Here is a 13,730-nt window from a genome sequence, read left to right on the forward strand (position 1 = left end):
GTGACCAGGATCTGCCCAGTGAGAGGAGCGTCCGGCTCATGGTGACTCCCCGGTGGACAGCCTCTGGCTCCGGTGGAGAATGGAGCCATGAATGCAATCACCGACGTACCGGGCGTCCGGGTTGGGCATGTGCAGAAGCACGACGACGGCTGGCTCAGTGGCGTCACTGTGGTCCTTCCTCCGCCCGGAACGGTAGGCTCCGTCGACGTGCGCGGGGGCGGCCCCGGGACGCATGAAACCGATGCGCTGGATCCAACAACGCTCGTGCCCACCGTTGACGCCGTGGTGCTCACGGGCGGCAGCGCCTTTGGACTGGCCACCGCAACAGGCGCCCAACTCTGGTGCGAGGAACAGGGCCGAGGGTTCGCAGTGCCTGGAACCGTGGTGCCGATCGTTCCGGCCGCCGCGATCTTTGACCTCGGGCGTGGCGGTGACGTGAACGCGCGACCCGGCGCCGACATGGGTTACCAGGCGACCGCTGCTGCGTTCGCATCAGGCGACAATGCCGCCGTCGAACGTGGAAACGTCGGTGCCGGCACGGGTGCGGTCATAGCCCGTGGGCAGTACAAGGGTGGGGTGGGCACCTCGTCGCTCACGCTGGAGAAGATCTCCGCCGAAGGTCCGGTCACCGTGGGTGCCATTGCCGTAGTTAATGCACTGGGGGCGCCGCTGGGGTTGACGCCTGCCAGTGCGCGCCCGAGTCAGAGCACGCAAACGGCGGCAGCCCAGGGGGGCCTCAACACCACTCTCGTGGTGATTGCCACCAACGCAGTCTTGGATGTGGCCGAGTGCAAGCGGACGGCCTCCGCGGCACACGCAGGTGTGGCGCGGGCGATCGATCCGTCCCATACGCTTGCCGACGGAGATACCGTGTTCGCCTTGGCGACTGGCGGCGTCGCACTTGACCGCAGTAGCGAACAGGCACGGCAGATCTCGCTCATCACGCTGCAAAGCGCAGCTGCGGAAGCGGCCCGGCTGGCCATCCTCGACGGCGTCATGGCGGCGGAAAGCGTCTCGACCACGGCCGGTGATTTCCCGGCATTCGGGCCCGCAGGGGAGTGACGACGGCGGACAGGTGCGCTACCATGGCCGGATTTAACATTCATGCCGCATTGGCGTAGAGTTGTCTGTTGGTTGTCTGTACAGCCACGCCCTTTTCAGTGTCGCCTTCATCGGCGTCGCGCGCAGGAGTGTCGTGGACCCAAGAAGACCAAACAAACAAAAAACGTCCGCTGGATCTTCGGTGCCTAACCGGAGGACGGCGGCAAACAACAGTTAGCGGAGGGTATGGCCAAGAAGGACGGGGTCATTGAGATCGAGGGCGTTGTGACTGAGGCGCTGCCCAACGCGATGTTTCGCGTTGAGCTCACCAACAAGCACGTTGTTCTCGCACACATCTCTGGGAAGATGCGTCAGCACTACATCAGGATTCTCCCAGAGGACCGCGTAGTGGTGGAGCTAAGCCCATACGACCTCACACGTGGTCGTATCGTCTACCGCTACAAGTAAATTGCTGGGCGGCCAGGCAGAAATGCCCAGCTGCTCCAGCAGATCAACTGCTAAATCACGCAAAGGAACGCCATGAAGGTCAAGCCGAGCGTCAAGCAGATCTGCGACAAGTGCAAAGTGATCCGCCGTAATGGCCGGGTCATGGTGATCTGCGAGAACCCGCGCCACAAGCAGCGCCAGGGCTAATTCCCGCCAGGGAATCAGCGCCCGAAAGGGCAACCTGGGTTGCTAGCCCACGCAAGTAAATAAAGGCAGCACAAGCTGTGCCAGGACTGCATGACAGAGCCTGGTCAGCGAACCCCCGGTCGGAGGCTGGGGCCACACAGCACGTGTGGGTGTACTGCCTACGACCTCCGGTTTATTCAAGGAGTACCGCCACTATGGCTCGTCTCGCTGGCGTAGACATTCCCCGCGAAAAGCGGTTGGAAATTGCGCTTACTTACATCTACGGCGTGGGCAAGACCCGTGCACACGAAACCCTGGCTGCCACCGGCATCAGCGCTGACGTTCGCGTCAAGGACCTGACTGACGCCGAGCTGGTCCAGCTGCGTGACTACATTGAAGGCAACTACAAGGTTGAGGGTGACCTTCGCCGCGAGGTAGCCGCTGACATCCGCCGCAAGGTCGAGATTGGCAGCTACGAAGGCCTGCGCCACCGCAAGGGCCTGCCCGTACGCGGACAGCGTACGAAGACCAACGCTCGTACCCGCAAGGGCCCGAAGCGCACCGTCGCCGGCAAGAAGAAGGCCGGACGTTAATCCCTCGGGATTGACCTGGTTTTCCCCCGATAACTTTCTGTAGGAGAAACAATGCCCCCGAAGACTCGTGGAGCGGTTCGTAAGCCGCGTCGCAAGGATAAGAAGAATATTGCGCTTGGCCAGGCGCACATCAAGAGCACGTTCAACAACACCATCGTGTCCATCACGGACCCGAACGGTGCTGTCATCTCATGGGCTTCTGCCGGTGAGGTTGGCTTCAAGGGCTCCCGTAAGTCCACCCCGTTCGCTGCCCAGATGGCTGCCGAAGCTGCTGCAAAGCGCGCTCAGGAGCACGGTCTGCGCAAGGTTGACGTATTCGTCAAGGGCCCGGGATCCGGACGCGAAACCGCAATCCGTTCGCTTCAGGCCGCTGGCCTCGAGGTTGGCTCCATCCAGGACGTCACCCCCAGCGCCCACAACGGTTGCCGCCCCCCGAAGCGTCGCCGCGTCTAATTAGGTATTCCCTGCCTGCCGGCCGGGCCTCGCTGTCAAGGGTTTCGACCCCTCATCAGCATGGCCCGGCCGGCAAGGCTGGAAACCGAAGCCGATTTCCACCACCTGTGTTGCGTCATATAGCGGATGCTCGCCGAAAGGAAACCTAAGTGCTCATTGCACAGCGCCCCACCCTGTCCGAAGAAGTAGTCTCCGAGAACCGCTCCCGTTTCATCATTGAACCGCTGGAACCGGGCTTCGGCTACACTCTGGGCAACTCACTCCGCCGTACCCTGCTCTCCTCCATTCCCGGTGCCGCTGTAACCAGCATCCGGATCGATGGCGTGCTGCACGAGTTCACCACGGTTCCGGGTGTCAAGGAAGATGTCACCGAGATCATCCTGAACATCAAGAACCTGTCGGTTTCCTCCGAGCACGATGAGCCGGTTGTTGCTTACCTGCGCAAGCAGGGCCCCGGAGTCGTCACGGCAGCGGACATCGCTCCGCCGGCCGGCGTCGAATTCCACAACCCGGATCTGCACATTGCCACCCTGAACTCGAAGGGCAAGTTCGAACTCGAACTGACCATCGAGCGTGGACGTGGCTACGTTTCGGCAGCTCAGAACAAGTCCGGCGACTCCGAGATCGGCCGTATTCCGGTTGACTCGATTTACTCGCCGGTCATGAAGGTAACTTTCCGTGTGGAAGCTACCCGTGTTGAGCAGCGCACCGACTTCGACAAGCTCATTGTCGACGTCGAGACCAAGCAGGCAATCGCTCCGCGCGATGCTGTCGCTTCCGCAGGCACCACCTTGGTGGAACTGTTCGGTCTGGCTCGTGAGCTGAACACCGCAGCTGAAGGTATCGAGATTGGCCCGTCGCCCACCGACGCTGCCCTGGCAGCTGACATGGCTCTGCCGATCGAGGATCTGGACCTCACGGTCCGTTCCTACAACTGCCTCAAGCGTGAGGGCATCCACTCCGTGGGTGAACTCGTTGCCCGCTCCGAGGCTGACTTGATGGACATCCGTAACTTCGGTGCGAAGTCCATTGACGAGGTCAAGGCAAAGCTCGTGGAACTGGGACTGTCCCTCAAGGACTCCCCTCCCGGTTTCGATCTCGCAGCCCGTGCCGCAGCCATCGAAGAGGACGACGCCGCGTTCAGCGACGACGAGCTCTAACCAGCAGATCTTGGCCGATGGGTTCAGCGATGGACCTGTTCGGCTTACATAACAGGAGAAATAACTATGCCTACCCCCACTAAGGGTCCGCGCCTCGGAGGCGGCCCGGCTCACGAGCGCTTGATGCTCGCGAACCTGGCAGCTGCTCTGTTTGAGCACAAGCGCATCACCACCACGGTCACCAAGGCCAAGCGCCTCAAGCCGTACGCAGAGCGTTTGGTCACCTTCGCCAAGCGTGGCGACCTCGCTTCCCGCCGTCGTGTTCTCGGCCTGATCAGCGACAAGGGCGTTGTCCACGAGCTGTTCACCGACATCGCCGGCGCTGTTGCCAACCGCGATGGTGGATACACCCGCATCACCAAGATCGGCAACCGCAAGGGCGACAACGCTCCCATGGCTGTCATCGAGCTCGTCCTTGACCCCGTTTCCCCGAAGCAGGCCGTTGTTGCTGAAGCAGCCGCCGCCGCTGCCAAGGCTGCTCCGGCTGCCGAAGCTCCGGCCGCTGAGGAAGAGGTTGTAGAGACCGAAGCTGCTGACACCGAAGAGGCTCCGGCTGCTGAGGCCGAGGTTGCTGAGGCTGAAGCTGCTGACACCGAAGAGGCTCCGGCCGCTAAGGACGCGAAGTAATTCACTGAATTCTTCCCAGTAGACTTGGGTCTATGAACGAACGAAAACCCGCTGCCCCCGTTATGGGGGGCGGCGGGTTTTTGCGTGTCCGGCTGGACCTGTCGTATGACGGCGGCCCTTTCAGCGGGTGGGCGCTCCAGCCCGGCCGGCAAACCGTGCAGGGTTCACTCGAGCAAGCTTTGGCGCTCCTTTTCCAGCGCCCGGTCCGTGTGACCGTTGCCGGCCGGACCGACGCCGGTGTCCACGCCCGGGGCCAGGTGGTTCACTTGGACGTGTCCGAAGCTGAATGGTTGGCGCTTCCGCGCGGGCACGAACTTGATCCCGCCGTCGCCCTTTTACGGCGGCTCCGCGGCGCTTTGAGCCGCATACTTGGCGAGCTCACCGGTGCGGTGGAAGTGCACGACGCCGGACTGGCGCCGGAGGGTTTCGACGCCAGGTTTTCGGCGTTGTGGCGCAGGTACAGTTACCGGATAGCTGACGGGCCCCAACGGTGGGACCCGGTGCTGCGCGGGATGACCCTGTGGCACAAGTCCGCTGTGGATGTCGACGCGATGAACGAGGGCTCACAGGCACTGCTGGGCCTGAACGATTTCCGGTCCTATTGCAAGCCACGGGAAGGTGCGACCACCGTCCGTGAGCTGCAGAAGTTCTCCTTCGCGCGCAGGCCCGACGGCGTCATTCTCGCCACCGTGCAGGCGGATGCCTTCTGCCACAATATGGTGCGGTCCCTGGTGGGTTCGGCGTTACGTGTGGGGGAGGGCCTGGAGTCGCCGGGATGGTTGCTCGAGCGCCTTTTGGAACGCAAACGCGATGCAAAGTCGATCCTGGCCGCACCCCACCCGTTGGTGTTGGAGGAAGTTGCGTACCCTTCGGACAGCGAGTTGCTGGCCAGGGCTGAGTTGACCCGGGCGCGGCGGGAGTAGTTTCGCTGCCACGCCGGACGTGGAGGACCCCCTCCCGGCTCTGGGTACCGGAAGGGGGCCGATGTGGCTGCCCGTGGTCTGGGATCCGCGGACAGCCGGTCTATCTCCCCGGAGGGCAGGATCACATGCTGGTGAAAACGTGCATGATCTTGATGACGGCTGGACCCAGAAGGACGATAAAGAGCACCGGAAAGATCGAGAACAGCAGCGGGAAGAGCACCTTGACGGGTAGTTTCATCGCCTTTTCCTCAGCAATTTGACGGCGTTTGACCCGTGCCTGCTTGGCTTGGGCACGGAGTACGTTCGCGATGCCGATACCGTACTTATCGGCCTGGATGACGGCCAGGACAAAACTGCGAACGTCAGCCACCGTGGAACGATCGGCCAAGGCGGTGTAGGCCTCCTGCCGGGGACGGCCCACCTGGATGTCTTGGAGCGTCCGCAGCAGTTCCTGTGCCAGTGGGCCCCCTCCGTATGTTGAGGCCCGCTCCATGGCGGCTTCAAATCCGAGGCCTGCTTCCACGGAGATGAGCATCTGGTCCAGTGTGTTGGGGAACTCCAACTGGATGGCTTCCTGCCGCTTGAGGCCTGTGTTGTAGACCAACAAGTCAGGTATGAAATACAGGAACACGGTAAGGAAAAGACCGAACCCAAGAACGAGGGGGCTGGGGTTCGCCACAAACAAGAGCACACCGGCAACTGCTCCTCCCGCGGCGCCCACTGGTTTGATGGCGATCAGCTTTGTTAGCGGGATCCATTGCGGACGGCCAGCTAAGGCGAGCCATCGATCCAATTTGGCTTCGTAGCTTCCAGGGGTGAGTTTCCTGGCGATCCCCAGCATCAGGGGTGGGCGTTGGATTGTCACCCCCGAACCATTGCTGAACCCCGAGCCCAGATTGCTGTGGATGGCAACCATGCCCTTGCGATCGATGGTTGCCAGGGACCAGGCAAAGTAAGCCAGCGGGATGATGATGACGGCGATGATCAGCCAGGCGATGATAGTCACGGCGATCCTCCTAGAACTTGATCTTCACGGTGCGGCTCATCCAGAAACCGCCGACGACAAACAGGACCGCGCTGGCAATCAACATGGCGATTCCCAACGGATTTTGAACGAAGACCGCCATGTATCCGGGGTTCATGAGGGTCAGCATGAGGCCGACGCCAACCGGCAAGGCCATGAGGATGTACGCAGACATCTTTCCTTCGGCACTGAGTGCCCTGACATGGGCCTTGATTTCGCTGCGCTCCCGGATGGTCCCCGCGACTTGTTCCAACACTTCGGCCAAGTCACCGCCGACCTCCCGATTGATCTGGATTGCTTGCCCGATCCAGCGAAAGTCATCGCTTTCCATGCGGGCAGCGCAATCTTCCACGGCTTGGCGTGGGTCCTGCCCGATTCGCACTTCATTGACGATCCGGGACAGTTCTTCAGAAGCGGGCCCTTGCGCCTCTTGGGCTACAGCCTCGAAGGACCGCATGATGGTGTGGCCTACCCGGAGGCCGCCGATGAGCATTTGGATGATGTCAGTAAGTTGGCCTTCGAACTTTGCGCGGCGCTTTCCGCTCCTGAAGGCGAGGACAAGTTTCACTAAGAACGGAGTGGCTAACGCCAGCACGAGTCCGAAGATGACGTTAATAAGGAACGTCACCATCACGCCTACCACAATGGTTCCAAAAGCAACCATGACCGTGAAGTCGGCGGGGCTTAGGTGGACGCCGGCGTTGTAGAGAACTTCCTGGTTGAACGGCCCGCCAGAGCGACCCAGAGCAGTACCCATGGCCTGGACTGCCGATTGGGAAACGCGGCCCAGGACCGAATCATCGGGCAGTGTGCTTTCCCGCCGCCTTTCCAACGGAATAGTGCCGTTGGCTGGCTTCAGGACAACGAAGAACAGCACTAGGATAGCGCTGACGCAAAGGCCGATCGCTGCAACGAAGAGGGCTGAATTGTCCATGGTTATCGCCTCACTGCAGACGCCGGGCCAACCCCGAAGACAGCGGGGGAGACGGAGATACCCAGTTCCGCGAAGCGGTCCAGGAACCTGGGCCTGATGCCGGTGGGAAGAGCCCTGCCCAGAAAACGTCCTTGGGCGTCCAAGCCCGCAGAGTAGTCGAAGAGGAATGCATCTTGGAGGGTGACGACGTCTCCTTCCATGCCTTGCACCTCCGTCACGTGGGTGACGCGACGGCTCCCGTCACGCAAACGGGTGATCTGGACAATGACGTCGACCGCGGAGGACACCTGTTCCCGAACTGCCCGGAGTGGAAGGTCCATCCCTGCCATCAGCACCAAGGTTTCCAGGCGGGAAATAGCGTCCCGTGGTGAGTTCGCGTGGACCGTTGACAGGGAGCCGTCGTGGCCGGTGTTCATGGCCTGCAGCATGTCAAGGGACTCTCCGCCACGGACTTCGCCGACGATGATTCGATCCGGCCGCATGCGGAGGGAATTGCGGACCAAGTCCCGAATGGTGACCGCACCCTTGCCCTCGATGTTCGGCGGCCGGCTTTCCAGCCGCACCACGTGGCGCTGCTGCAGTTGCAGCTCCACCGCGTCTTCAATGGTGACAACCCGGTCCGATTCCGGAATGAACGACGACAGCACATTGAGCAGGGTCGTCTTTCCGGTACCTGTTCCGCCCGAGACAATGATGTTCAGGCGTGCCAGCACGCATGCACTCAACAATTCCGCCATCTCTTGGCTTACCGAGCCCCACTCGATGAGGTTACGCACCGTCAACGGGACGTGGCTGAACTTCCTGATGGTCAACGACGGTCCGTTGACCGCCAGGGGCGGAATGATGGCGTTGACGCGCGAGCCGTCCTCCAAACGGGCATCAACCAGGGGTGATGATTCATCAATGCGGCGGCCCACCTTGGATACGATGCGCTCGATGACTTTCCTTAGGTGCTCATCGGAACTGAACTGGAGGTCCGTCAACGCCAAATGGCCGTGGCGTTCGACGTAGATCTGGTCAAAGCGGTTGACCATCACTTCGGTGACCGACGGATCTTCGAGCAAACGCTGCAACGGGCCGAAACCCATGACCTCATCGGCAATTTCGCGGATGAGACGCCTACGCTCTTCAGGGGAAAGTGGAACCTGTTCATCGTCAATAACCGCTGACAGCTCATCGACGGCAAAGGACCTGAGTTCCTCTTCCGACGACGACGAGTCGCCTATGCGGCTTCCCATACGCTCGAACAAAGCCGAGGCGGCACGCTGCTTCAGCCCGGCCAGGGCGTCCACGACCGGAGTTGCAGGGACTCCGCCGAGCATCGGGGTTTGTGGCTGTACCGGTATCTGCGGCTGCACCAATGCAGGGGCTTCATGAGAGTCCAAGGCGTCAGGCATGGCCAGGGGATTGTTTTTTGTGAGCCGTTCCGAGAGCTTCATGACACCACCACCCTTCTGTGCAGCTTGTTCTGCGGCAGGGATTCCGTGCGGGGATCAAAACGCGCAACGAGCTTTTTGAGCCCTTTGGTTGCCGAGTCACGTGTGTTTCCCTGGAGGACGGGGATGCCACGGTTGGTAGAGAAGGGAAGGTTCCGGGAACGCGGAATGACGGCGTCAACCGGCACACCGACCGTCGCTTCAACATCTTGTACCGTGATGCCGCTCTTTCGGTCAGCGAAGTTCAAGACCATGTGGCGGCCCTGAGGAAGAAGTTGGAGTTCCTTCAGCACGCGGAAGCTCTTGCGAAGTCCCCGAACACTGGGAACGTCCATACCGCATACCCACACGCCGTCCGTTGCGATTTCCAACGTGGCAAGGCAGTGCTCGCCAAGGCCAGGCGCAGTATCCACCACCACATATTGAAACTCTGTTGCCAGTTGGTTGATCAGCCTGGTGACGTGGTCTGCCGTGATGTAGTCGGAGTCGGAGGGCTTCTGGGGTGCACAGAGGGCGTAGATTCCGGCCGGGTGCACCGTGAGGAAGGCCTTGAGCACCATGGAATCCTGCGACGCCGGCCCATGCACGGCCTCGGTGATGGTGTGCTCGGGTTCAAGCAGAAGCCCGGAAGCGACATCGCCGAACTGCAGGTCAAGGTCCACGATGACCACACGCATCGGAGCTACCGCACCCAACCCCACTGCAAGATTCGTTGCCACCGTTGTCTTTCCCACGCCACCCTTCGGTGACATCACGGCGATAACGCGTCCCCGCTGCTGACCTGATTCTGCGGCAGGCTGCATACCACGCCGCCTGCTGGCAGCGGCCAAGCACGCGCGTTCAAGCAGAACCCGAAGCTCGTTGACCTCGATTTCGGGCGCTACCACGTCCCTGATTCCTGAGTGCATGGCCCGGAGCACGATCTCGGGGCTGGGGTCGGCCACGAGCAGCAGGCTGATCTCGGGGTATTGCAGGTCCAACACGGTAGCCAGTTTCAGTGCGTCATCGGGGTTTACCCCGGGGCCCAGGACAATGACCTCCGGCGGCGCTCCTGTCAGCTGGTTGAAGACATCCTCGGTACCGCGTTGCAGGACGTCAGGTGAGAGGGTTTGAAGTTCGCCATGCAAGGCACCCGTGATGGCCTGGCGCACGCGGCTCTCAAAATCGCGCACTGCCGTAATGGCTACGAAGCGGCTCATTTCAGCTCACCGCCCAGGGTCGTCACAGGGGGTTCGCTCTTGGTTGTCTTGTCTGTCTGCTTCGATAGGTACAACGTTCCAAACTCGGCACCGAACACCATTTTCGCTGCATTGGCGTCGCTGACTGCCAAGGTGACGTAGGCTGAACCGTTCGGCAGGGCGACCGCTTGGTCGGATGTTGCCGACTTTTTCTGTGCGTCGGGCGCTGCCTGCTGGATTGCGGTCACGATGACGTCATGATTCAGGAGCTTGGTGTATTCTTTCCACCCTTTGACCTCGGCAGGAAGATCGGCACCTGCAGGCATGTCGCCGTCCAACTTAAAGGACGAAAAGACAGTCACGGTGTTACCCGCTTCGAGCCGGCCACCAAGAATGCGCTCGGGTGCCAAGAGAAAGGTGACTTCTTGTAAGCCGGCCGGCACAGGGACAGTTCCCGGTACCAATTCATTGGGGCTCACGAGCTTGGCGCTCAGGAGTTGCTCTCCGGGCTGCAGATCCGCGGAGACAACTTTGCCCGTCTGGCCGCTGAGTGCGCTGATGGTGCCCTGCGCTACGGCTGATTGGGGCAGTGTTTCAGTCTTGACTTTGGAACCTATTTCTTCGGCCTTGGTTCCGGCCGGTATACGTTCCTTGACGACCAGGACGGTGACGGGATTGAGCCCTTGCTGCGCCCGCTTATCGGCTCCTTGAACATAGGAAACCAACAAAACGGTACCGATTACTGCCAGTAGCAGCGCTGCAATGCCTCCCAGTAGGCGTGTTTTCACTGTGCATCTCCTTTCGGTTTTTCCTAACGTGGTGAGTAGACATTGAGCCAACGGCTACTCGATGAGCGTGACCACCGACGCTCCATAGTTGGGGGTGGTTCCACTGACCGTCATCCCTTCATCAAGGGACACGAACCGCTCGAAGTACCCCTGTAAGCCGCGACAGTTGCCGGTGCAACCTGGCGCGGCGGGATCCAGGACGGCGCCCGAACCGCTGAACTTGTAGCCCGTGACTTTGAACGCCGCGAAACCAATCAGCGTGTAGCGGGCGTTGGACCCATTGCCGGTCGCGGTCTTGAAAAGCGGGATAAGGGCGGGCTGGTCCATGATGTGGGCGAGGATCGTATTGCAGGCGGCAGCGTTGGGGAAGTGGTTTCCCGTCTGCCCGTTGACCGTGGCATTGACTGAGATGTCGGTGGAGCATCCGGAGTTAGTCACCAGCCAGCCAAAGCCGCCCGGTTGGTAGCCGTTTTGTGCTGCGCAGCCCGGGACAGTGGGCGCGTTGGTGTCGTAGCGAAGCAGGATATGCGTAGGAATCGGGTCTCCGCTAAAGCTGCCCGTGGAGTTCAACGATGCGAGCTGCGTTGGTGAAAGATACTTCTTGAAAACACACTCGCTGACCGTCCACGGCAGGGTTGTGGCCTTTGAAGGTGCTCCCCACGATGCTGTAGCTGTAGCCCCCACTGTGGCGCTATCGATTCCCAACGCCCGCGCAAAGAACAACCCGAAGCCGTTCTGGCCGCTCGTATCGCGTGAATTGGTGACCACTTTGACAGTTGTTCCCGAGGGAAAACTAACCACCGCCCCGCTGGTGTTGTCATTGGCGTTGCTGTTGGCAAACTGGTTACCCGTGGAAGTGCTGTTGCCGCAATGCCCGCCCGCGCAGTCGGTGGCAATGGCCAAGGCGGCGGCATCGGCACCGTTCTGGAGCTGTGCCTTCTCGAAGTACAAAGCGCCGACGTCCACAACCAATGCTGCGAAGCCCAACAGCACGACCATAAGTCCGGCGACCATGATGGTAGCTGCTCCGCGCTCGTTGTCAGCCTCGTCGCCGCCGGGTAGGACATCTCCCATGTAGCGACTTAGCCACCGCATCTCATCACCCCTACCCCGCGCATGCTGACCGGAAAGATGCTCGGGGCTCCGAAGAACCCGGCATCGAGGAATCCGGACATGGAAGGCAATGAAACCCTGGTTGTCACGGTGACATTCGCGCCAGGAGCGCAACTGGCGGCGTTATCGGTGACGGTCACGCCCAAACCGCTAAGTGAGGGGGCGGAGGCCAAGGCGTCCGCCGAGACATTGAGTCCGCCGTCCTTATAGTGGACTGCGGCGTAGCGGGCACCCTCACGGGCAGCCTCAGTCAGCGATATTTGCACGTTGAGGGCACGGCCGAATTCCATTATTCCAATCAGGAGCAGCAGCAATAGAGGTAGGAGCAACGCCATTTCCACAGCCACTGCGCCGCGCTCCTTTTTATTATTTGATGCCATGACCATCTCCCAGAGCCAGAACCATGCAACGAAAATGCGCTTAAGCAGTTGACTGCGGCGGCAAAGGGTTGCCGCCGCAGTCAACTGACCGCGACCGGTTAGAGGCTTCCGGCAACTGTGGTGAAGAGGCCTGCGATGGCCGGCCCGAGGACCAGAAGGGCAGCGATGACGACGACGGCGATCAGGGAGACCATGAGGCCGTATTCAACCATGGTGGCGCCCTTCTCCTCGGAGGTGAGGCGGGACTTGACGCCGGCGATGAACGAGGTGACGGAAAGCATAAGAGCAGACATTGGAAACCCTTCCCAGAGAAATATTTAGAATTAGCGATTTGAAGTTCAAGCAAATTGTCGGAATTTGCATGACTCTCGAATTTCACCTTGAGCCTTTTTGGCGGTTCGAATTCGATGAGATAAGAATTCCCCATTGGAAGCTGGCTGGACAATGCGTAGCCGTACTCAAATTTTCTTTAGGGGGCGGACGCCTCGTACTCGGCTCGAACGCGGCGAGTACTCAGTTTTCGGCCGCGCGGGGCCGTGGACTACTTGGAAAAGAAAGGGTGCTTACGAATTTCAGGCCAGATGGCAGGGGTGCTTTTCAGCTGAAATCGTCAGTACTCGTAAGGTCAGTTCAGGAACAGGATGACGCCCAGCGCCGCGCTCAACATGGCCGGACCATGCGCGGTTTCCCGTGTATTTCCGCTGTTTCCCACCCGTAACAGCAGCAACGTGAGTATCCCGCCCACTACGAATCCCAGCAGGCCGCCGTAGAGTACTTGCCCCCAACCCAAGTACCCCAAGTACATTCCGAGCGGGGCTGCGAGCTTCACGTCCCCCATGCCGAGGCTGCCCGGCGAAAAAAGTCCAAGAATCAGGTAGGAAAGGAACAATATTGCTCCGCCGGCGAGGGCCCGGAACAGCTGGGGCCAACCTGGAGCCAAGGAGGCGGCTAGCGCAAGAAGCAGCAATCCGCCGCTTAAGAGAAACAAGACAAGGGGATTGGGCAGCAGGTGCAGGGTGAAATCGATGCGTGACAGTTGCACTCCGACAAGTGCGAGCAACAGAAACGCGAACAGCTGGGGCGCGGAACCAAAGCGCCAAGCGAGCAGGCCGAAGAGCAGGCCGGTGACGGCCGCCGTCGTGATCCGGACCTTAAGATCAGGCAGTAAGCCCAGCCTCGGGAGCGCTCGGGCGATCACGAGCTCTGCGCCCAGGCTGAGCAGTATGCCGGCCGCGGCGAAAACGAGCAGGAAGGCGGGGTTGTCGGTCATCGGCTCTCCGTTTGCTGTGATGCTCAGTCCCGTGGGCACGTATCCAGAGGACGCGTATCCCGAGGGCAGATACCCCATTTTGACCCGGACGCCCCGTTGAAGGTATTGTTTAGAGTCGTTGTGCGTGTCCTATCTCGATCACACATGCCTCCTCGGGGATCCAGTTGCAGGATCAAT

Annotated in this window: 17 protein-coding genes; 8 read left to right on the forward strand and 9 right to left on the reverse strand. The window is 60.7% G+C overall.

The features are described 5' to 3' along the window. The first annotated feature begins 87 nt into the window (after positions 1-87). The 8 genes from SB659_RS00525 (at position 88) to SB659_RS00560 (ending at position 5,430) form a co-directional block, all read left to right on the forward strand. A complete protein-coding gene (locus SB659_RS00525) occupies positions 88-1,062 on the forward strand; it encodes a P1 family peptidase (protein WP_410549178.1) in 975 nt (324 codons plus the stop codon). 225 nt (positions 1,063-1,287) lie between these two features. Then, positions 1,288-1,509: a translation initiation factor IF-1 gene (gene infA / locus SB659_RS00530; RefSeq protein WP_011775571.1), complete on the forward strand. Its 222-nt coding sequence runs from the start codon at positions 1,288-1,290 to the stop codon at positions 1,507-1,509. 72 nt (positions 1,510-1,581) lie between these two features. Then, positions 1,582-1,695, forward strand: a complete 114-nt coding sequence (gene rpmJ, locus SB659_RS00535; protein ID WP_011775570.1) for a 50S ribosomal protein L36 — start codon at positions 1,582-1,584, stop codon at positions 1,693-1,695. A 194-nt stretch (positions 1,696-1,889) separates the two neighbouring features. Further along, positions 1,890-2,267, forward strand: a complete 378-nt coding sequence (gene rpsM, locus SB659_RS00540) for a 30S ribosomal protein S13 (protein ID WP_011775569.1) — start codon at positions 1,890-1,892, stop codon at positions 2,265-2,267. A gap of 51 nt (positions 2,268-2,318) precedes the next feature. Next, positions 2,319-2,720 (forward strand): 30S ribosomal protein S11, encoded by a 402-nt coding sequence (gene rpsK, locus SB659_RS00545; RefSeq protein ID WP_014922380.1) that lies wholly within the window; start codon positions 2,319-2,321, stop codon positions 2,718-2,720. Positions 2,721-2,869: 149 nt separating this feature from the next. Further along, positions 2,870-3,880, forward strand: coding sequence for a DNA-directed RNA polymerase subunit alpha (locus tag SB659_RS00550; protein ID WP_284976385.1), 1,011 nt, complete (start codon positions 2,870-2,872; stop codon positions 3,878-3,880). Between the two features lie 66 nt (positions 3,881-3,946). Continuing rightward, a complete protein-coding gene (gene rplQ / locus SB659_RS00555; protein WP_410549179.1) occupies positions 3,947-4,507 on the forward strand; it encodes a 50S ribosomal protein L17 in 561 nt (186 codons plus the stop codon). A gap of 32 nt (positions 4,508-4,539) precedes the next feature. Then, the gene (locus SB659_RS00560) at positions 4,540-5,430 is read left to right on the forward strand and encodes a tRNA pseudouridine synthase A (protein ID WP_410549180.1); all 891 of its coding nucleotides are present in this window, start codon (positions 4,540-4,542) and stop codon (positions 5,428-5,430) included. 121 nt (positions 5,431-5,551) lie between these two features. On the opposite strand, the gene SB659_RS00565 is transcribed toward SB659_RS00560, so the two are convergent. The 9 genes from SB659_RS00565 to SB659_RS00605 form a co-directional block, all read right to left on the reverse strand. Further along, positions 5,552-6,436, reverse strand: a complete 885-nt coding sequence (locus SB659_RS00565) for a type II secretion system F family protein (protein WP_284979017.1) — start codon at positions 6,434-6,436, stop codon at positions 5,552-5,554. 10 nt (positions 6,437-6,446) lie between these two features. Further along, positions 6,447-7,388, reverse strand: a complete 942-nt coding sequence (locus tag SB659_RS00570) for a type II secretion system F family protein (RefSeq protein WP_284979016.1) — start codon at positions 7,386-7,388, stop codon at positions 6,447-6,449. Between the two features lie 2 nt (positions 7,389-7,390). Beyond that, on the reverse strand, positions 7,391-8,710 hold the full coding sequence (locus SB659_RS00575) for a CpaF family protein (protein WP_410549395.1): 1,320 nt from the start codon (positions 8,708-8,710) through the stop codon (positions 7,391-7,393). A 113-nt stretch (positions 8,711-8,823) separates the two neighbouring features. Next, the gene (locus tag SB659_RS00580) at positions 8,824-10,023 is read right to left on the reverse strand and encodes a CpaE family protein (protein WP_410549181.1); all 1,200 of its coding nucleotides are present in this window, start codon (positions 10,021-10,023) and stop codon (positions 8,824-8,826) included. Next, entirely contained in the window at positions 10,020-10,790 is a 771-nt protein-coding gene (locus tag SB659_RS00585; RefSeq protein ID WP_410549182.1) for a Flp pilus assembly protein CpaB, read from the reverse strand. Before SB659_RS00585 ends, SB659_RS00580 begins: the two co-directional genes overlap by 4 nt. Before the next feature lie 54 nt (positions 10,791-10,844). After that, positions 10,845-11,864, reverse strand: coding sequence for a pilus assembly protein TadG-related protein (locus tag SB659_RS00590; RefSeq protein WP_410549183.1), 1,020 nt, complete (start codon positions 11,862-11,864; stop codon positions 10,845-10,847). 8 nt (positions 11,865-11,872) lie between these two features. After that, on the reverse strand, positions 11,873-12,283 hold the full coding sequence (locus SB659_RS00595) for a TadE/TadG family type IV pilus assembly protein (RefSeq protein WP_410549184.1): 411 nt from the start codon (positions 12,281-12,283) through the stop codon (positions 11,873-11,875). A 98-nt stretch (positions 12,284-12,381) separates the two neighbouring features. Beyond that, positions 12,382-12,576: a Flp family type IVb pilin gene (locus SB659_RS00600; protein WP_284979010.1), complete on the reverse strand. Its 195-nt coding sequence runs from the start codon at positions 12,574-12,576 to the stop codon at positions 12,382-12,384. A 332-nt stretch (positions 12,577-12,908) separates the two neighbouring features. Next, positions 12,909-13,553 (reverse strand): prepilin peptidase, encoded by a 645-nt coding sequence (locus tag SB659_RS00605; protein WP_410549185.1) that lies wholly within the window; start codon positions 13,551-13,553, stop codon positions 12,909-12,911. Positions 13,554-13,730 lie beyond the last annotated feature (177 nt).

This window comes from Arthrobacter sp. SIMBA_036, from assembly GCF_046535135.1.
Classification (GTDB): Bacteria; Actinomycetota; Actinomycetes; order Actinomycetales; family Micrococcaceae; genus Arthrobacter.